The organism is Streptomyces anthophorae, from assembly GCF_049310305.1.
Taxonomy (GTDB): domain Bacteria; phylum Actinomycetota; class Actinomycetes; order Streptomycetales; family Streptomycetaceae; genus Streptomyces.
Genome location: NZ_JBLWQQ010000001.1, coordinates 8,949,409 through 8,967,386 on the forward strand (window position 1 = coordinate 8,949,409; position 17,978 = coordinate 8,967,386).

19 protein-coding genes and 1 pseudogene are annotated in these 17,978 nt (G+C 72.1%); 15 read left to right on the top strand and 5 right to left on the bottom strand.

Annotated features, from left to right (window positions below; all coding sequences use genetic code 11):
* Window positions 1–78 precede the first annotated feature (78 nt).
* Both ACNYS0_RS40925 and ACNYS0_RS40930 read left to right on the top strand, forming a co-directional pair.
* The gene (locus ACNYS0_RS40925; protein ID WP_422482904.1) at window positions 79–549 is read left to right on the top strand and encodes a DUF2975 domain-containing protein; all 471 of its coding nucleotides are present in this window, start codon (window positions 79–81) and stop codon (window positions 547–549) included.
* Complete coding sequence (locus ACNYS0_RS40930; RefSeq protein ID WP_422481689.1) at window positions 549–776, top strand: helix-turn-helix domain-containing protein; 228 nt, start codon at window positions 549–551, stop codon at window positions 774–776. Before ACNYS0_RS40925 ends, ACNYS0_RS40930 begins: the two co-directional genes overlap by 1 nt.
* 48 nt (window positions 777–824) lie before the next feature.
* On the opposite strand, the gene ACNYS0_RS40935 is transcribed toward ACNYS0_RS40930, so the two are convergent.
* Window positions 825–1,688: a helix-turn-helix domain-containing protein gene (locus tag ACNYS0_RS40935; RefSeq protein WP_422481691.1), complete on the bottom strand. Its 864-nt coding sequence runs from the start codon at window positions 1,686–1,688 to the stop codon at window positions 825–827.
* 118 nt (window positions 1,689–1,806) lie between these two features.
* Between ACNYS0_RS40935 and ACNYS0_RS40940 the strand changes: the two genes are divergently transcribed.
* A complete protein-coding gene (locus ACNYS0_RS40940) occupies window positions 1,807–2,994 on the top strand; it encodes an MFS transporter (protein ID WP_422481693.1) in 1,188 nt (395 codons plus the stop codon).
* A gap of 22 nt (window positions 2,995–3,016) precedes the next feature.
* Here the strand turns inward: ACNYS0_RS40940 and ACNYS0_RS40945 are convergent, their stop codons facing one another.
* Window positions 3,017–4,057 carry an NAD(P)/FAD-dependent oxidoreductase gene (locus tag ACNYS0_RS40945; protein WP_422481695.1) on the bottom strand — a complete coding sequence of 347 codons (1,041 nt, stop codon included), beginning with the start codon at window positions 4,055–4,057 and terminating at the stop codon, window positions 3,017–3,019.
* A 94-nt stretch (window positions 4,058–4,151) separates the two neighbouring features.
* Between ACNYS0_RS40945 and ACNYS0_RS40950 the strand changes: the two genes are divergently transcribed.
* The 9 genes from ACNYS0_RS40950 to ACNYS0_RS40990 all read left to right on the top strand — a co-directional run bounded on the left by ACNYS0_RS40950 (window position 4,152) and on the right by ACNYS0_RS40990 (window position 13,325).
* On the top strand, window positions 4,152–4,778 hold the full coding sequence (locus ACNYS0_RS40950; protein ID WP_422481697.1) for a helix-turn-helix domain-containing protein: 627 nt from the start codon (window positions 4,152–4,154) through the stop codon (window positions 4,776–4,778).
* A gap of 115 nt (window positions 4,779–4,893) precedes the next feature.
* On the top strand, window positions 4,894–5,883 hold the full coding sequence (locus tag ACNYS0_RS40955) for an NADPH:quinone oxidoreductase family protein (RefSeq protein WP_422481699.1): 990 nt from the start codon (window positions 4,894–4,896) through the stop codon (window positions 5,881–5,883).
* Complete coding sequence (locus ACNYS0_RS40960) at window positions 5,880–7,064, top strand: acyl-CoA dehydrogenase family protein (RefSeq protein WP_422481701.1); 1,185 nt, start codon at window positions 5,880–5,882, stop codon at window positions 7,062–7,064. The genes ACNYS0_RS40955 and ACNYS0_RS40960 overlap by 4 nt, the downstream gene beginning before the upstream one ends.
* Complete coding sequence (locus tag ACNYS0_RS40965; protein WP_422481703.1) at window positions 7,061–8,173, top strand: acyl-CoA dehydrogenase family protein; 1,113 nt, start codon at window positions 7,061–7,063, stop codon at window positions 8,171–8,173. Before ACNYS0_RS40960 ends, ACNYS0_RS40965 begins: the two co-directional genes overlap by 4 nt.
* Window positions 8,174–8,285: 112 nt before the next feature.
* Entirely contained in the window at window positions 8,286–9,866 is a 1,581-nt protein-coding gene (locus ACNYS0_RS40970; RefSeq protein ID WP_422481705.1) for an ABC transporter substrate-binding protein, read from the top strand.
* Complete coding sequence (locus ACNYS0_RS40975) at window positions 9,863–10,855, top strand: ABC transporter permease (RefSeq protein WP_422428883.1); 993 nt, start codon at window positions 9,863–9,865, stop codon at window positions 10,853–10,855. The genes ACNYS0_RS40970 and ACNYS0_RS40975 overlap by 4 nt, the downstream gene beginning before the upstream one ends.
* Complete coding sequence (locus tag ACNYS0_RS40980; RefSeq protein WP_422481707.1) at window positions 10,848–11,720, top strand: ABC transporter permease; 873 nt, start codon at window positions 10,848–10,850, stop codon at window positions 11,718–11,720. Before ACNYS0_RS40975 ends, ACNYS0_RS40980 begins: the two co-directional genes overlap by 8 nt.
* A 41-nt stretch (window positions 11,721–11,761) precedes the next feature.
* The gene (locus tag ACNYS0_RS40985) at window positions 11,762–12,679 is read left to right on the top strand and encodes an ABC transporter ATP-binding protein (protein ID WP_422482905.1); all 918 of its coding nucleotides are present in this window, start codon (window positions 11,762–11,764) and stop codon (window positions 12,677–12,679) included.
* Window positions 12,672–13,325: an ABC transporter ATP-binding protein gene (locus tag ACNYS0_RS40990; protein WP_422481709.1), complete on the top strand. Its 654-nt coding sequence runs from the start codon at window positions 12,672–12,674 to the stop codon at window positions 13,323–13,325. Before ACNYS0_RS40985 ends, ACNYS0_RS40990 begins: the two co-directional genes overlap by 8 nt.
* Window positions 13,326–13,334: 9 nt before the next feature.
* Here ACNYS0_RS40990 and ACNYS0_RS40995 read toward each other — a convergent pair.
* Window positions 13,335–13,741, bottom strand: a pseudogene (locus ACNYS0_RS40995) (VOC family protein).
* A 109-nt stretch (window positions 13,742–13,850) separates the two neighbouring features.
* Between ACNYS0_RS40995 and ACNYS0_RS41000 the strand changes: the two are divergent.
* A complete protein-coding gene (locus ACNYS0_RS41000) occupies window positions 13,851–14,504 on the top strand; it encodes a TetR/AcrR family transcriptional regulator (RefSeq protein WP_422481711.1) in 654 nt (217 codons plus the stop codon).
* A gap of 12 nt (window positions 14,505–14,516) precedes the next feature.
* On the opposite strand, the gene ACNYS0_RS41005 is transcribed toward ACNYS0_RS41000, so the two are convergent.
* A complete protein-coding gene (locus ACNYS0_RS41005) occupies window positions 14,517–15,377 on the bottom strand; it encodes an aminoglycoside adenylyltransferase family protein (RefSeq protein ID WP_422481713.1) in 861 nt (286 codons plus the stop codon).
* A gap of 85 nt (window positions 15,378–15,462) precedes the next feature.
* On the opposite strand from ACNYS0_RS41005, the gene ACNYS0_RS41010 reads away from it, so the two are divergent.
* Complete coding sequence (locus tag ACNYS0_RS41010; RefSeq protein ID WP_422481715.1) at window positions 15,463–16,332, top strand: phosphatidylinositol-specific phospholipase C/glycerophosphodiester phosphodiesterase family protein; 870 nt, start codon at window positions 15,463–15,465, stop codon at window positions 16,330–16,332.
* Between the two features lie 111 nt (window positions 16,333–16,443).
* Window positions 16,444–16,638 carry a hypothetical protein gene (locus ACNYS0_RS41015; protein WP_385755053.1) on the top strand — a complete coding sequence of 65 codons (195 nt, stop codon included), beginning with the start codon at window positions 16,444–16,446 and terminating at the stop codon, window positions 16,636–16,638.
* 72 nt (window positions 16,639–16,710) lie between these two features.
* Here ACNYS0_RS41015 and ACNYS0_RS41020 read toward each other — a convergent pair whose 3' ends face one another.
* A complete protein-coding gene (locus ACNYS0_RS41020) occupies window positions 16,711–17,943 on the bottom strand; it encodes a phosphodiester glycosidase family protein (RefSeq protein WP_422481717.1) in 1,233 nt (410 codons plus the stop codon).
* Window positions 17,944–17,978: the final 35 nt, after the last annotated feature.

Consider the following 17,978-nt stretch of genomic DNA (forward strand, 5'->3'; position numbering starts at 1 on the left):
GACGAGGCCGTCATTTGCCGCGCCTATCGATTTTCGATAGATTCCCATCGTCATTCGATGCAAGAGTGGGGTGGAGTCATGGGGAGTTGGGCCGTGAGGGCGCTGCGCGCCGTACTGGCGGTGGTGTTCGTCGGCACGGTGTTCGTGCAGGTGTCGATGGTGTGGATGTTGATCAGCGGGAGCGACCCGGAGGACGGGACCCGCCCCCTGACGGCCTTCCGCGTGATCACCGTCCTGGGCATGCTGGCGGCGCAGTTCGCGCTGGTCTGCGTAGGCCGACTCGTGGGGATGGTCCGCCGCGGCACCGTCTTCTCGCACGCGGCCTTCCGCTACGTGAACGGGGTGATCGGCGCGATCGTCGCCGTCGCCCTCCTGTGGTTCACGGTCACGGCCGTCAACGCGCCCGGCCAGCGGGAGGACCCGGGCGTCACGCTCATCATGGGCGGCATCGGCCTGGCGATCCTCGGCGTCGCGCTCGTGGTGCTCGTGATGCGCATGCTGCTCGCGCAGGCGACGGAGCTGAAGGCCGAGCTGGACGAGGTGATCTGATGCCGATCGTCGTCGACGTCGACGTGATGCTGGCCAAGCGGAAGATGTCCGTGGGCGAGCTGGCCGAGCGCGTGGGCATCACCCCCGCCAACCTCGCCGTCCTGAAGAACGGCCGCGCCAAGGCGGTCCGCTTCACGACACTCGCCGCTCTCTGCGAGGTCCTGGAGTGCCAGCCGGGGGACCTGCTGCGGTGGGAGTCGCCGCCGGTGGCGGAAGAGCGGGCGTAGAACCCGCCGGCGCCCTGCGAGTGAGGCGGCGTTTCTGGAGGGGCGCGCCTACCGGGGCGTACGGGCCGCGGACGCGTCCAGCAGGGCGCGGGTGCGGGTTCCGTCCGCGTCGTCCCGCAGCTCGTAGATCTCGATGCGGTGCTCGGGCCGGTCCGTCTGGGCCCAGAGCTGGAAGTCGACGGTGATCTCCCCGGCACCGGGGTGGACCATGCGCTTGGTGCCGGCGACGCATTCGCCGACGCGCCCCGAGGCCCACAGGGCGGCGAACGCGTCGTCGTGCACGCACAGTTCGCCGACCATGCGGGTCAGGGCCTCGTCCTCCGGGTACTTGCCGCTGATCAGCCGCAGGTAGGCGACGTAGTCGGCGGCTTCCTGGTCCCAGTCCCGGTACAAGGACCGGGACTGCGGGTCGAGGAAGAGCAGGCGGGGCAGCGAGGGCCGGGTGCCGGGGTGCTCGGGCGCGTCGGCGGGCAGGTGCGGGGCGATCAGGGCGTGCCCGAGGTCGTTCCAGGCCAGCACGTCGTTGCGGCGGCCGAGGACGACCGCGGGCCGCGCGGAGACCAGGGACAGCAAGGTCCGCGCGTTCGGGCTGACGGTTTCCGGACCGGTGTCCTGTGCGGGCGCGGCGGTGCGCTTGGCGCGTGCCAGGTCGAGCAGGTGCTCGGTCTCGGTGACCGACAGCTGCAGCGCCCGCGCCAGGGCGAGCAGGACCTCGTCGGAGGCGTGTCGGCTGTGGCCCTGCTCCAGGCGCGTGTAGTACGTGACGCTGACCCCGGCCAGCTGCGCGACCTCTTCCCGGCGCAGCCCGGGGACGCGGCGGCGCACCCCGAACCCGTTGAGGGGAGTCGCCTCCGGCGCCAGCACGGCGCGCTTGGCCCGCAGGAACACGGCCAGATCACCCGGATCGTTCATATATCAACCGTATGCGGGGTGCCGACGCGCGACCATATCCCTGTGAGTGCCACCCTCGCGCAGGAGGGCAAAAACCGGGATCTGGTAGCTGAGCTGCGCATCTCCCACGATCGAACGCATGCCACTCCCCATCCTCGCCCTCGCTCTGACCGCCTTCGCCCTGGGCACGGCGGAGCTCGTCCCCAACGGCCTGCTGCCCCTGATCAGCAACGATCTCGGGGTCCCTGTCTCCCAGGCCGGCTGGGTGACCACCAGCTTCGCGCTCGGCGCGATGATCGGCGGCCCGCTCGTCGCCGCCGCCACGCTCCGGCTGCCCCGCAAGCCCCTCGTGACCGGCCTGGCCCTCGTCTTCCTGATCGCCAACGCCCTCACCGCCCTCGCCGGGAGCCTGCTGATGGTGTCCGTCTCCCGCGCGCTCGCCGGGGCGATGCTCGGCGGCTTCCTCGGCACCGCGATCACCATCGCGGGCGGTCTGGTCGCCCCGAACCGGCGGGCCACGGCCATCGCCGTGGTCTTCACCGGGTTCACCGTCTCCAACGTGATCGGTGTTCCCATCGGCAACGTCGTCGGCCGCGCGGCCGGCTGGGAGTCCGCCTTCTGGGTCGTCTCCGCCCTGGCTGCCGTCGGAGCCCTTGCCATGTGGCTGCTCCTGCCCGGCACGACCGCGGGCGGTGCCGGGGAAGGGGAGGACCGCGGCTTCGGCGTCCTGCGCGGCGGAGCGCTGTGGGCCGCGTTCCTCGCCATCGCGCTCGGCTACGGGGGCCTGTTCGTCGTCTACACCTACATCGCCCCGTACCTGACCACCGTGACCGGTGTGTCCACCGGCTCCGTCACCTGGCTCCTGCTCCTGTTCGGCGCGGGCCTGATCGCCGGCAACACCCTCGGCGGCCGGTACGCGGACCGGTCGGTGACCCGAACGGTGATCGTCATCCTCGGCCTCCTGATCGCCGCACTGCTGGCGCTGTGGGCGCTGGGCTCGGTCCTTCCCGCCGTGCTGGTCCTGCTGGTGCTGCTCGGCGGCGCGGGCTTCGGGATGGTCCCCCCGCTCCAGTCCTACGTCCTGTACCTCGCCGGTGCTGCCTCCGCCCTGGTCTCCGCCCTCGCAGCCGCCTCGTTCAACGCGGGCGTCGCCTTCGGGTCCGCGGTCGGCGGCCTCGTCCTGGACCACGGCCCGCACTATCCGGTGCTGGCCGTGGTCGGCGCCGCGATGACGCTGCTCGGACTGCTCGTCTTCCTGCTCACCCACCGCCGGCACCGGCGGAACCGGCCCCTCGCGCAGGACGCTCCTGTCGCCGAGTACGCCTGAGCCGGGCGGCGCCGCTTCGCCCTCACGCCGCGGCCGACACCCCGCGCGCCCGCGCCACGGCCTGCTCGCCCTCCGGTGAGAACACCCCGGCGCGGCGCCGGGCCACCTCCCGGTCCAGGTCCGCCTGGAGCAGCTGCGCGTGGAGGGCGACGCCCGCCCGGTAGCCCGCGCTCGCCGCGTTGACGACCTGTTCCGCGGGGCCGGTCGCGTTGCCCGCCGCCCAGACGCCCGGGACGCTGGTCAGGCCGGTCGGGTCCACCTCGACGAACGGCCCCATCGGGGTCTCCTTGGTCCGGGCCCCGAGGACGCTCAGCAGGGAGTCGCGCGGCACCATCACGGTCGGGACGACCACCACCGAGCGCGGGAACACCCGGCCGCCCTCGAGGCGCACCCCGCTCAGCCGGCCGTCCGTCACCTCGACGCCGTCGACCTTGCCGCTCACCACGCTCACCCCGGCCGCCGCAAGGCTCTGCCAGTGCTCGTCGGGGAGGTCGTCCTCGTCCGCGCCGTTCAGGAACAGCGTCACGTCGGAGGACAGGCCGCTGAAGAGCAGAGCCTGGTGGATGCCCGTCGCCTTGCGGTACAGGACGGCGATGGGCTGGTCGCGGACCTCGTAGCCGTGGCAGAACGGGCAGTGGATCACGTCGTCGCCCCAGCGTTCGGCGAGGCCGGGGATGTCCGGGAGGTCGTCCACCAGGCCGGTCGCCACGATCAGGCGTCGTGCGTGCACCCGGCCGCCCTGCGCCAGGGTCACCTCGAACTCGCCCGCGCCGTCGGGCTCCGCCGCCGCCACCCGGTCCCGCACCAGCTCGACGCCGTACCCGGTGACCTCGCGCCGCACCTCCGCCAGGAACTCGGCCGGCGGCATGCCGTCCCGCGAGGGGAAGCCGTGCATGTGCGCGGCCGGCGCGTTGCGGGGTTCGCCCGCGTCGACCACCAGGACCGAGCGGAGCGAGCGGCCCAGGATCAGCGCGGCCGACAGGCCCGCCGTCCCGCCGCCGACGACCACGACGTCGTACGCGTTCTTCTCGACCTGGACGTCGACCTGCATCGGAGTCTGCATGGTGCCCACCTCGCACTCGAAATTGCCTTGCTCCCGAAGGTGCACCCGAACTCGCCGTATTGACAAACAAGCTTGCTGAAACTGCAATGGACGCATGAATCGGCAAGGTCATGAGCATCTGGAAGACGAGCAGTCCGAGGCGAGCATGGACGCCGTCCTGTCCGGCGTCGGGCCCCGGCTGCGCGCGCTGCGCAAGGACCGCGGGGCCACGCTGTCCGGGCTCTCCGAGACCACCGGCATCTCCGTGAGCACGCTCTCCCGCCTGGAATCGGGCCTGCGCAAGCCCAGCCTTGAGCTGCTGCTGCCCATCGCCCGCGCCCACAAGGTGCCGCTGGACGAGCTGGTCGGCGCCCCGCCGGTGGAGGACCCGCGGGTACAGGCGAAGCCGATCATGCGGGGCGGCCGGACCATGATCCCGCTGACGCGCAAGACGGGCGGGCTCCAGGCGTACAAGGTGATCGAGCCGAAGCGCCGCATCGAGCCCGAGCAGAAGACGCACGAGGGCTACGAGTGGCTGTACATGCTCTCCGGGAAGCTCCGGCTGCTGCTCGGCGAGCACGATGTGGTGCTCGAGCCGGGGGAGGCCGTCGAGTTCGACACGCGCGTGCCGCACTGGTTCGGGTCCACCGGCGAGGGCCCCGCCGAGTTCCTGGTGCTGTTCGGACCGCAGGGTGAGCGGATGCACGTACGGGCGCGGCCCGCGCGCAAGAAGTCCGACTGAGCTCCGCGCCGCCCGACCGGCATCCGTACCCCTCCAGGGCATTCACAGATCGGCAAGCGACCGCTTAGTATGCGGCCGAACCCGGTTTGACGAAGCAGTCCCGTGGAGGCTCCGCATGCAGGCATGGCAAGTGCACGAGAACGGCGAGCCGAGCGAGGTGATGCGCCTCGAAGAGGTGGAGCGTCCCGTGCCCGGCGAGGGGCAGGTTCTGCTCAAGGTGCGCGCCGCCAACATCAACTTCCCGGACGCCCTGCTCTGCAAGGGGCAGTACCAGGTCACACCGCCGCTGCCGTTCACGCCTGGCGTGGAGATCTGCGGCGAGACGGAGGACGGCCGCCGCGTCATCGCCAACCCCGTGCTGCCGCGCGGCGGGCTCGCCGAGTACACGGTCGCGGACGCGAAGTCCCTGCTGCCCGCGCCCGATTCGCTGGACGACGCAGAGGTCGCCGCCCTGCACATCGGCTACCAGACGGGCTGGTTCGGCCTGCACCAGCGCGCCCACCTCCAGGCGGGCGAGACGCTGCTCGTGCACGCCGCCGCGGGCGGGGTCGGCAGCGCCGCCGTACAGCTCGGCAAGGCCGCGGGCGCCCGCGTCATCGGCGTCGTCGGCGGGCCCGAGAAGGCGAAGGTCGCGGCCGAACTCGGCTGTGACGTGGTGATCGACCGGCGCTCCGAGGACGTCATCGCCGCCGTGAAGGAGGCCACCGGCGGCCGCGGCGCCGACGTGATCTACGACCCGGTGGGCGGCGACGCGTACAAGCAGTCCACGAAGGTCGTCGCCTTCGAGGGGCGCATCATCGTCGTCGGCTTCGCCTCCGGCGTCATCCCGACCGCCGCGCTCAACCACGCGCTGGTGAAGAACTACTCGATCCTCGGGCTGCACTGGGGCCTGTACGCCACCAAGAACCCGAAGCTCATCCCGCACTGCCACCAGAAGCTCACCGAGCTGGCCGCGAGCGGCGCCATCAAGCCCCTGGTCAGCGAGCGTGTCGACCTGAGCGACGCCGCGTCCGCCGTGCAGCGCGTCGCCGACGGCGTCACGACGGGCCGCGTCGTGGTCGTGCCGGGCCTGAACTCCCGTACGACGGAAGGAGCCGCGGCATGACCGTCGACGCAGCACATCTGCGCGAGAAGACCCAGGAGTTCCTCGCCGCGCACCCGCCCGCGAGCACGTCGCGCGAGGACTTCCTCAGCGCCCGCTTCGACGCCGGGCTCGCCTGGGTGCACTACCCGGAGGGCCTCGGCGGGCTCGACGCGCCGCGCGCGCTCCAGGCCGTCGTCGAGGCCGAGCTGACGGCCGCGGGCGCGCCCGACAACAACCCGCGGCGCAACGGCATCGGCCTCGGCATGGCCGCCCCCACCATCCTGCGCTACGGCACCGACGAGCAGAAGCAGCGTTTCCTGAAGCCGCTGTGGGTCGGCGAGGAGATCTGGTGTCAGCTCTTCAGCGAGCCCGGCGCGGGCTCCGACCTCGCCGCGCTCGGCACCCGCGCCGTCCGCGACGGAGACACCTGGGTCGTCAACGGCCAGAAGGTGTGGACGTCCAACGCGCACAACGCCCGCTTCGCGATCCTCGTCACCCGCACCGACCCGGACGTGCCCAAGCACAAGGGCATGACGTACTTCGTGTGCGACATGACCGACCCCGGCGTCGAGGTCAGGCCGCTGCGCCAGATCACCGGCGAGGCCGAGTTCAACGAGGTGTTCCTCTCCGACGTCCGCATCCCCGACGCCCACCGGCTCGGCGAGGTCGGCGACGGCTGGCGAGTCGCCCAGACCACCCTCAACAACGAGCGCGTCTCCATCGGTGGCATGCGGGTGCCGCGCGAGGGCGGGCTCGTCGGCATCGTCGCCAAGACCTGGCGCGAGCGCCCCGAGCTGCGCACCCACGACCTGCACCAGCGCCTCGTCAAGCTGTGGGTCGAGTCCGAGGTCGCCCGGCTCACGTCCGAACGACTGCGTCAGCAGCTCGTCGCCGGACACCCGGGACCCGAGGGCGCCGGCATGAAGCTCGGCTTCGCCCGTCTCAACCAGGAGATCAGCGGCCTTGAGGTCGAACTCCTCGGCGAGGAAGGGCTGTTGTACGACGACTGGACCCTGCGCAGGCCCGAGATCGTCGACTTCGCGGGCCGCGAGGCCGGATACCGGTATCTGCGCGCCAAGGGCAACAGCATCGAGGGCGGGACGAGCGAGATCCTGCTGAACATCGTCGCCGAGCGCGTCCTGGGCCTGCCGTCCGAGCCGCGCACCGACAAGGACGTCGCCTGGAAGGACCTCGCCCGATGACCACCACTGCCACGAGTGAGCCCCACCTCCTCTACTCCGAGGAGGAGGAAGCGCTCCGCTCCGCGGTCCGCGACCTGCTCACCGACCACTGCGATGCCACCGAGGTCCTCGCCCGCGTCGACACGGACGCGCCGCACGACCGCGAGCTGTGGAAGAACCTCGCCGAGACGATGGGCCTGGCCGGGCTCCTCGTCCCGGAGGACAAGGGCGGCCAGGGTGCCTCGCACCGCGAGGCGGCCGTCGTCCTGGAGGAGTTGGGGCGGGCCGTCGCCCCGGTCCCGTACCTGACCAGTGCGGTCATCGCCACGGAGGCGCTGCTCGCGTGCGAGGGCGACGAGGCGACCGGTGTGCTCGCCGCGCTCGCCTCCGGCCGCTCCGTCGGCGCGCTCACCGTGCCGCTGTCGGCCACGGCCGGGCAGGACTTCAGGGACGTACGGGACGAGGGCGGGGCCCTGACCGGCCGCGTGACCGGAGTCGCGGACGCGGTCGCCGCCGATGTGTTCCTGGTGCCGACCGCGAGCGGCCTGTTCGCGGTCGACGCGGGCGCCGAGGGTGTCACGGTCGAGCCGCAGGTCTCGCTGGACCGCACGCGCCCGCTGGCCGCCGTGACCTTCGCGGGGGCCGCCGGGCGGAAGCTGACCGGCAGCGCGGCCACGGCCGTGCGGCGTGCGCTGCGCGCCGGTGCCGGGCTGCTGGTGTCCGAGCAACTGGGGCTGGCCGACTGGCTGTTGACGGAGACGGTGCGCTACACGAAGGAGCGCAACCAGTTCAACCGGCCCGTCGGTTCCTTCCAGTCGCTCAAGCACCGCCTCGCCCAGCTGTGGCTGGAGACGGTCAACACCCGTGCCGCCGCGCGCAATGCCGCCGACGCGCTGGCCACCGGCAGCGAGGATGCCGACATCGCGGTCGCCGTCGCCCAGGCGTACGCGGCGCCCGTCGCGGTGCACGCCGCCGAGGAGGCCCTGCAACTGCACGGCGGCATCGGCATGACGTGGGAGCACCCGATCCACCTCTACCTCAAGCGCGCCAAGGCCGACTCGATCGCGCTCGGCACCGCGGGACGGCACCGGGAGGAACTGGCCGAACTGGTCGACCTGCGCGCTCCCTGAGCAGGTCCCGCGCGCACAACAACTGCACAGCCGGGTTTTACCTCTCCTTGACGAGATGACATTATTGCGACTCGTTCGCAATAACCGTTGATCTTGAATAGGGGTGGGTGGCGTGGCACGTCCGGCAAGGAGCGTCATAGCGGGGGCGGCGGTCGGCGCACTGACACTGACCGCCGCCTGCGCGGCGCCCAACGACGACGCCAAGGGCGGCGGCGGTGACAGCGCCGTCGTCGGCATCGCCTACGAGCCCGACAGCCTCAGCCCGCTCCTCGGCTACGGCAAGGACGGCAACTCGAAGATCTTCGACGGACTGCTCACGCACGACGCCGACATGAGGCTCAAGCCCGCGCTCGCCGCCGAGCTGCCGAAGGTCACCGACGACGGGCGCACCTACACGTACGAGCTGCGCGACGGCGTGAAGTTCAGCGACGGCAAGCCGTTCACGTCGAAGGACGTCGTCTTCACGTACGAGAGCATCCTCGACGAGAAGACCAACAACGCCTCCAAGACCGAGCTGGACGCCGTCGAGGACGTCGAGGCGAAGGGCGACGACACCGTCGTCTTCCACCTCAAGTACCCCTACGCGCCGTTCGCCGAGCGCACCGTCCTGCCCATCGCGCCCGAGCACGTGGCGGGGAGGCAGGACGTGAACAACGGCCGGTTCACCACCAAGCCCATCGGTACCGGACCGTACGAGCTGGTGAAGTGGTCCAAGGGCGAGAAGCTCGTCTTCAAGGCCAACCCCGACTACTGGGGCGGCGCGCCGAAGATCAAGAACTTCACCATGGCGATCATCAAGGACGACGACGTGCGCGCCACCCGGCTGCGCTCCGGCGACCTGGACGGCGCGATCCTGCCGCCCAACCTCGCCAAGACCTTCAAGTCCGACACGGCGAAGAAGACCTACGCGGCGAACTCCTTCGACTACCGCGTCGTCACCCTGCCCACCGGCAACAAGGTGACCGGCGACAACGACATCCGCCGCGCCCTCGACATCGGCGTGGACCGGAGGGCCATGGTCGACCAGATCCTGGAGGGCGCGGGCAAGGCGGCCTACGGGCCCGTGCCCACCGACAGCCCCTGGTTCACCCAGGGCACCGAGCGCGCGCACGACCTCGCCAAGGCCAAGAAGCTGCTCGACGAGGCCGGCTGGAAGCCCGGCAAGGACGGCATCCGCAAGAAGGACGGCGTCCGCGCCGCGTTCCCGCTCTGGTACCTCACCGGCGACAAGCTCCGCCAGGACCACGCCCTCGCCTACGCCTCCGACGCCAAGAAGCTCGGCATCGACGTCAAGGTCGAGAGCGGCACCTGGGAGGTCATCATGCCCCGCATGCCCAAGGATGCGGTGCTCGCGGGCGGCGGCGCCCCCGCCGACCCCGACTTCGACCAGTACACGATGCTCAAGTCCTCCCTCGCGGGCGACGGCTTCAACAACATGGCGCACTACGACAACAAGAAGGTCGACGCCGCCCTGGAGGACGCCCGCCGCACCGACGACAAGGCGAAGCGGCAGACCGCCTACGACACGGTCCAGCGCGAACTGGTGAAGGACCCCGGCTACACCTTCCTCACCCACATCGACCACCTCTACGTGGTCGACAAGAAGTTCGGCGAGCTGACCACGCAGGTCGAACCCCACGACCACGGGCTGGCTTCCGGGCCGTGGTGGAACGTGGAGGACTGGAAGGCATGAGCAGGCGGCTCCCCTGGGGGCCGATGGCGCGCCTGACGGGCCGGCGGATCGTGTTCGCCGTGCCCGTCCTGGCCGCCGTCACCCTCGGCGTCTTCGCGATCGCCGCGGCGTCCCCCTTCGACCCGGTCAAGGCCTACGCGGGCACGGCCGGGCTCACCGCGTCACAGGAGAACCTCGACCAGCTGCGGGTCAACCTCGGCGTCGATCAACCCCTGTTCGCGCGCTGGTGGGACTGGCTCACGTCCGCGCTCACCGGCGACCTCGGCGACTCGGCCGTCATGCGGCAGCCGGTCGCGCAGGTCATCGGCGAACGGCTCGGCTGGTCCGTACTGCTTGCCGCCACCGCGTTCCTCGTCGCGGTCGTCCTCGGCACGCTCCTGGGCGTGCTGGCCGCGCGCCGCCAGGGCGGCTGGCTCGACCGGGCGATCACCTCGCTCGCGTACACGCTGGAGGCCGCGCCCCCGTTCTGGCTCGGCCTGCTCGCCGTGTGGCTGTTCGCGCTGAAACTCGGCGTGCTGCCCGCAGGCGGCCTCACCGATACCGGCTCGTCGACGATCACCGCAGGCCAGGTGCTGTCCCATCTCGCGCTCCCCGCGGGCGTGCTGGCCATCTCGCAGCTTCCGTGGTTCGTCCTGTACGTCCGCCAAGGCGTCGGCGACGCGCTCGACGAGGACCCCGTGCGCGGGGCCAGGGCGCGCGGCATCGCACCGCGCACCGTCCTGTTCGGGCACGCTCTGCGCTCCGGCACGCTGCCCGTGCTCACGCTCATCGGCTCCCGGGTGCCCGAACTCATCACCGGGGCGCTGCTCGTGGAGACGGTGTTCAGCTGGCCGGGCATCGCCGCCGCGACCGTGCAGGCGGCCACGTCCGTTGACTTCCCGCTGCTCGCGGCCGTCACGGTCCTCGCGACGCTCGCCGTGCTCGCCGGGAACTGGGCCGCCGACCTCCTGTACGGCATCGCCGATCCGAGGGTGGGCTTCGATGGCTGACCTGACTCTTCCCTGGCGTACGCGCGGGGCGCGGCGCCGCTCCACGCGCGCGTGGCGGGTGCGTTCGTCCGCCGTGATCGTGGCGGCGGTGGTGTTCGCGGTGCTGCTCGTGCCGCCGCTCACCGATCTCGACCAGCAGGCCGTCGACCTCGCCGCGAAGCTCCGGCCGCCGTCCTGGGCGCACCCGTTCGGCACCGACGACGTCGGCCGGGATCTGCTGCTGCGCTGTGTGTACGGGCTGCGGGTCTCGCTGCTCGTCGGTGTCGTCGCCGCCGTCGTCGCGACCGTCATCGGCACCGCCGTCGGGGCGCTCGCGGGCGCGCTCGGCGGCTGGGTGGACCGCGGAGTGATGCGGGTCGTGGACACCTTCTCGTCCGTGCCACACCTGCTGCTCGGCATCTTCATCGTGGCGATGTTCCGGCCGGGCGTGTGGCCGGTCGTGATCTCGGTGGGCCTCACGCACTGGCTGTCGACCGCCCGCATCGTGCGCGCGGAGGTGCTGTCGCTGCGCTCGCGTCCCTACGTGGACGCGGCGATCTCCGGCGGAGCGTCACGGTGGCGGGTGACGGCCAGACACCTCCTCCCCGGCGTCCTGCCACAGGCCGCGCTCGCCGCGGTCCTCATGGTCCCGCACGCCATCTGGCACGAATCCGCCCTGTCCTTCCTGGGCCTGGGCCTGCCCACCCACCAGGCCAGTCTCGGCACGCTCGTACAGACGGCACGCGGCTCGCTCCTCGCGGGCGACTGGTGGCCGACCCTGTTCCCCGGCCTGTTCACCATCGTGCCGACGCTGGCCATCGCCGGGCTCGCGGGCGCCTGGCGCGAGCGCCTGAACCCCCGCCGCCGATCGGAGCTGACCCTGTGACCACGGTGCTTTCGGTGGAAAGCCTGTCCGTACGGTTCCGGATGCGCGACGGCGCGTACGTACGGGCCGTCAGCGACGCCACCTTCGACCTGGGGGCGGGGGAGTGCCTGGCCCTCGTCGGCGAGAGCGGCTGCGGCAAGTCCGTGCTGGCCTCGGCGCTCCTCGGCCTGCTGCCGCAGAATGCGGAGACGGCGGGGGCGGCGCGCCTCGGCGACCTGGACCTGATGGCGGCCGACGAGACGACGCTCGCCCGCACGGTGCGCGGTCGCCGGATCGGCCTGGTGCCGCAGAGCCCGGCCGCGCACCTCACGCCGGTCCGCACGGTCCGCTCCCAACTGTCGGAGACGCTGCGGCAGTTGACGGGAGCTCCGCGCAGGGGCCCGCGCCTGGAGGAAGCCGTCGTGACGGCGGCCGAGCGGGCCGCCTTCCCGCTCGACCACCTCGACCGCCACCCCCACGAACTCTCCGGCGGACTCGCGCAGCGCGCCGCGACCGCGCTCGCCCTCGTCGGGGACGCGCCACTGCTTCTGGCGGACGAGCCGACCACCGGCCTCGACCGCGAGCTCGTCGAGCGCACGGTGGACGAACTGCGCCGCCACATCGGCGGCGACCGCGGGCTGCTGCTGATCACGCACGATCTCGCGGCGGCGGAACGGATCGCGGACCGGGTGGCGGTCATGTACGCGAGCCGCATCGTCGAACTCACCGACGCGGACGCCTTCTTCGGAGCGCCGGGCCCCCGACACCCGTACGCCCGGGGGCTCCTGAACGCCCTGCCCGACCGCGAGTTCACCCCGATCCCCGGGATGCCGCCGGAACTGGGCGCGCTGGGGGAGGGCTGCGCGTTCGCGCCGCGCTGCCCGGGCGCCGACGACCGGTGCGCGGCGCTGCCCGCGCTCACGGACGGCGTGGCCTGCCACCACCCCGTACCGGCCCACCAGGAGGCCACCCGTGCTTGAACTGCACTCCATCACCGCGGGCTACGACCGCCGCGCCCCGGTCGTCCGCGACGCGACACTGACCGTCCGTCCCGGCGAGAGCGTCGGCCTCCTCGGCCCCAGCGGCTGTGGCAAGTCGACCCTTGCCCGCGTCGCGGCGCTGCTGCACGCCCCGGACGCAGGCCGTGTGGTCGTCGACGGCGAGGAGGTGCGCGGCTGGCGACATCGCGCCCCACGCGCCCAGCGCACCGCGTTCGGCGTCGTCTTCCAGCAGCCCCGCCTGTCCGCCGACCCGCGCCTGCGCCTCGCGGACCTGATCGCGGAACCCCTGCGCGCGAACGGCGCCGACCATACCGCCCGCGTACGGGAGTTGGCCGACACGGTCGGCCTCTCCACCGACCTGCTGGCCCGCCGCCCCCACGAGGTCAGCGACGGCCAGCTCCAGCGCGCCTGCCTCGCCCGCGCCCTCACCCTGCGCCCCCGCTGGCTGATCTGCGACGAGATGACCGCGATGCTCGACGCGTCGACCACGGCCGCGCTGGTGGGCGTGGTCGAGGACTACCGGCGGGAGACCGGGGCGGGCCTCCTTGCCGTGGGCCACGACCGGGTGCTGCTCGAGCGGTGGTGCGGGCGGACCGTGGAGTGGGCGGAGGTGGCGGGGGACTAGTCGATGGGATCAGGCCTCCACGCCTGCTCCTTCGGCAGCGGCGGCCCACTCCACGAACTGGACGACCACCCCGTTCGGGTCCGTCACCTGGAACAGCCGCTCGCCCCAGGGCTCCTCGCGCAGCGGCATCGTGATCTCGACGCCCTCTTCGCGCAGCCGCTGCTCCTCCTTCTCGATGCCGGTGCCGGTGAACGCGACGATCAGACCCGAGGCGTGCTGGTCGCGCTGGTCGGCGGGGAGCACGCCTCGGTGCCGCGTGCCAGCAGCACGATGTCCAGGGCCGCGTCCTCGCGCGTCAGGGAGGCGAAGCCGTCGGCCTCGGCCTGCACGGCGTAGCCGAGGTGGGCGGTGTAGAAGCGCTGGGACGCGGTGACGTCGGCGACGGTGAGCGAGACGGTGGACGCGGTGATCTGCAAGAGGGGTCTCCTTTGTGGGGTCTCGGGGCAAACTTACGACGGACGTAAAGTTAGCTGGGGTTCATCGGGGGTGTCAATATAAAAATGCCACGGTGGTAAGTTTCTCTTCATGGCTATCGACAGCACCGCGCCCGCACACCCCGCCGGCCTGCGGGAGACCAAGAAGCAGGAGACCCGGCAGCTCATCTCCGACCACGCCACCCGGCTCTTCCTGTCCCAGGGGTTCGAGCGGACCACCATCGCCGAGATCGCCGTCGCCGCGCGTGTCGCCAAGAAGACGGTGACCAACTACTTCCCGCGCAAGGAGGATCTGGCTCTGGATCACCAGGACGCGTTCGTCGAGTCCCTGGCGCGGACGGTGGCCGCCCGGCAGGCCGGCGAGTCCGCCCTCGCGGCGCTGCGCCGGGACTTCGTCGAGGCCGTCGAGACCGCCGATCCGGTCTCCGGGTTCTCGGGCCCCGACTTCGCCCGCATGGTCGCCGACAGCCCGGCCCTCGTGGTCTGCCTGCGCGGCCTGCACGACCAGCGCGAGCGCGCCCTTGCCGAGGCGCTCGCGGAAGCGGTCGGTGCCGCGCCGGACGACATCACCGTGCAGACCGTCGCCGGACTGCTCGGCACGGCCCACCGGATCCTGTTCCAGCGCATCCAGGACCTCACGCTGGCGGGACGGTCCCAGACCGAGATCGCCCGGATCGTCACCGAGGAGGCGGAAGCCGCCTTCGGCCTCCTTGAGCCTGCGCTCGGCGACTACGCCGTCGCCTGAAGGAGTTGACGCTCACACGACCCGTTCGATCTCCGTCACCAGTGCCTCCGCCTCGCGCCGCAGCCGGGAACGCAGCCGCTCCCACGACTCCTTCGCCTCGCCCAGATACACCGCGCGGGCATGTGCGAGGACCGCACGGCCCTGCTCCGGGAGGCGGGCGAGTGCCCAGTCCGCCGCCGCGTCCTTCGAGAGGATCTCGCCGGTCGTGAGGGTGGCCCAGACGCGGGCCAGGGTCAGGACGACATTGCGGGTGTCCGTCTCCAACTCGTCGAGCAGTGCAGGGATCCCGGCCACCGTCGCGCTCCGCACATCGGCCGCCGGCACCGGTTCGAGCAGCTCGGCGGCCGGAGGTCCGAACAGGGCGACACCGCTCTGCCGCACCATTGTGACCAGCAGAGCCAGGTCCTCGTCCGGCTCGGGTGACGGCGTCCGCCCGCGCTCGTACGCGTCCCGGAGCCACTCGCCGTACTGGAACTCCCGCACCGGCGGGAACCGCCAGGGCTGCACCGCCGTGAGCCGTACGAGCGTCAGTTCCACCGGGCGCTCCTGGCCGTGCGCCGCACCCGCCCCCGACAGGGCCAGCAGCCCGCGGACGAGGCGTGCGCGCTGACCGTGTGTCGTGGCGGCGCCGGTCACCGCGAACACGTCCACGTCGCTGTGCGGGCGCAGGCCGCCGGAGACCGCCGAGCCGTACAGATACGCGGCCACCAGCTCGGGACCGAGCACCTCGCGCAGTTCCTCCACCACGCCCTCCGCCAGGCGCACCGCCGACTCCCTTCGCTTTCCGTCGATCCTTCGCCCCTCCCCGCCATCATGCACGCCCGTGACCAGTGGGTTGTGGTGGACCAGCGGTGAACCGGGGGTGCCAGTCACGCCAACTCCCTTCCCACTACTGCCGGTTGCCCACCCGGGCCCCGCATACTCGCCGTGTCCCACCGGCCCACCACGGGAGGCACGCATGGCCCCGACCACCCGCCGCAGAGCCCTCGGCACCCTCGCCGCCGCGCTGGCAGTTGGTGTCACCACACCCGGCCCGGCCCAGGCCGCCGGGCCCAAGCGCGGGCCCGCACCCCTGCGGCGCGCCCACGCCCACAACGACTACGAGCACCCGAGACCCCTGTTCGACGCGCTCGACCAGCGGTTCAACAGCGTCGAGGCCGACATCTACCTCGTCAACGGCGACCTCCTCGTCGCCCACGACCCGGTCGACCTCGACCCCTCCCGCACCCTGGCCTCCCTCTACCTCGACCCGCTCGCGGCCCGCGTGAAGGCCAACCACGGATCCGTGTACCGGGGTTGGCGCACGCCGTTGCAGCTCCTCGTCGACATCAAGACCGACGGCGCGGCGACGTATCAGGAACTCGACCGCCAATTGCGCCGCTACGGTCGCCTCTTCACCACGTACGACCGCGGGCGCGTGCACACCGGGGCCGTCACCGTCGTCGTCTCAGGGGACCGGGCCGCCCGCCCGCCGATGGAGGCGCAGACCAGGCGCAGCGCCTTCTACGACGGCCGCCTCACCGACCTCGGCACCCCGGCGCCCGCCTCGTTCATCCCGCTCATCAGCGACAACTGGGCCAACAACTTCACGTGGCTGGGCAGCGGCCCCATGCCCGCCGCCGAGCGGGACAAGCTGCGCGGGATCGTCGGCGCCGCCCACGCGCGCGGCCAGCGCGTCCGCTTCTGGGCGACACCCGATGTCGCCGGGCCCGAACGGGACGCCGTCTGGACCGAATTGATCGCCGCCGACGTCGACCACCTCAACACCGACGATCTCGCCGGCCTTCGGGCGTTCCTGGAGGCCCACGACAAGAGTCCGGGCCGGTGACCCCGGGTTAACACCCGTTCGGGGGACAGGTCATGCCCCGGTCGGCGCCCTCCGCTGCGTCACACTTGCGGCCGATAGCCACGGTGTTGACGTGGCGGAGGAGGTTCGGCGATGTCTCTGTCCATTTCCGTCGTGCTGTTGCTGCTCATCGTCGCGGTGCTGTTCCTGCGCAACGGGGCAATGAAGTTCTCGCACGCCCTCGTGTGCGTCCTGCTGGGCTTCCTGCTCGCGGGCACCGACGCGGCCCCGACCATCCACGACGGCATCACGTCCACGGCAGGGCTGGTCAGCAGCCTCAGCCCTTGAGGCAACCCGCTCGCCGGCGGTCGCCCGGACGAACCTCAGTCGTGCGTCCGGGCGACCGACGTTCCAGTGGCTCTACTTCGCGGCCGAGAACACCCCTATCCCGTTCGCGACCGCACGCTCCGGCGGGTCGCTGGGGTGGTTGCGGACCGTCACCGAAGGCGCGCCGGGCGCGCGTGCCACAAGGGTCGACGAACCGCCGCCGTCCAGGCTGAACGCGTCGGACGAGCCCAATGACCGCATCGTGGCGGCCACTTCGGTCATCGACATGCCGGTGCGGTAGGCCGGGGCGCCGTCCAGCGCCATCAGGATCAGCTTCCGGCCACCGTCACCGATGCCCGCCGCCGTGCGCACCGCCGACGTCGTCGCGTCCAGACCCGGCAGCGGCGCGCCGTCGCGCAGCACCGGATAGCCGCCCACCGCGAAGCGGTACGGGACGTCCGAGCGTGCGGCGACGAGACGGTGGTGGACCGAGACCGGGTCGCCCGGCGACAGCTTGCGCAGCCACTGCGCCCCGGCCTCCCTGCCGACCAGGACCGTGGAACCGGCAGCGATGGGCCCGCTGCCGGGTGTGTCGGCCGAGGAGACGACACGCCCGCGCCGCACGGTCACTTCATACGTGTCCGTGCTGCACGGAGCCGCCCGCTGGGTGTCGGTGCCGCAGGTCGCCCGCACCCGCGACACGCTGCCCCAGTCGGACGTGAACGCCCCCACCGAGCCGACCGGCAGGGCGTACTGGTTCAGCCCGCCCAGCGGCAACCGGTCGTCCGGGGTGCGCACCGAGCCGTCGAGGTCCAGGCTGTCGAGGCGGGCCCGCCGGTCGACGCCGACGCCGAGGACGTCCCGGGTGGAGGTGCCCGGCGGCAGGGCCGGGCCGAAGCGCTGCCCGTTCGGCACGGCCGCTTTGAGGGTGTGCCCGCTCGCGATGGCCGGGCCGACGGAGGCTCCGGTGACCTCGACGCCCGGATGCTGGCTCTCCGTGATGTTGAAGAAGTCCCCGTTGACCCCGCCGACGGCGCCGGCCGTGTCGGACATCGAGGAGACGGTGGCGCGGGCCGCGACCGCGCCGGGGTGCAGGAGGTCGACCCGCACACGCGGGTCGGTCAGATCGACGGTGAGGACATGGGCGTGCGCGGTGCCCTTGGCGGCGGGGACGTCGAACTCCGTGTACGTGACGCCGGGGGCGACCCGCTCGCCCGAAGTGGCGCCGACCGGTGCCGCACCCGACAGCGCGGCACCGGCCAGCATCGACGCGACCCCGAGGGCCGCAAGGACTCTTCTGCCTCTCTTGCCAACTCTCGTCTGCATGCGGGGAGTTCAGCAGACGCGGGGTCGCGCGTCGA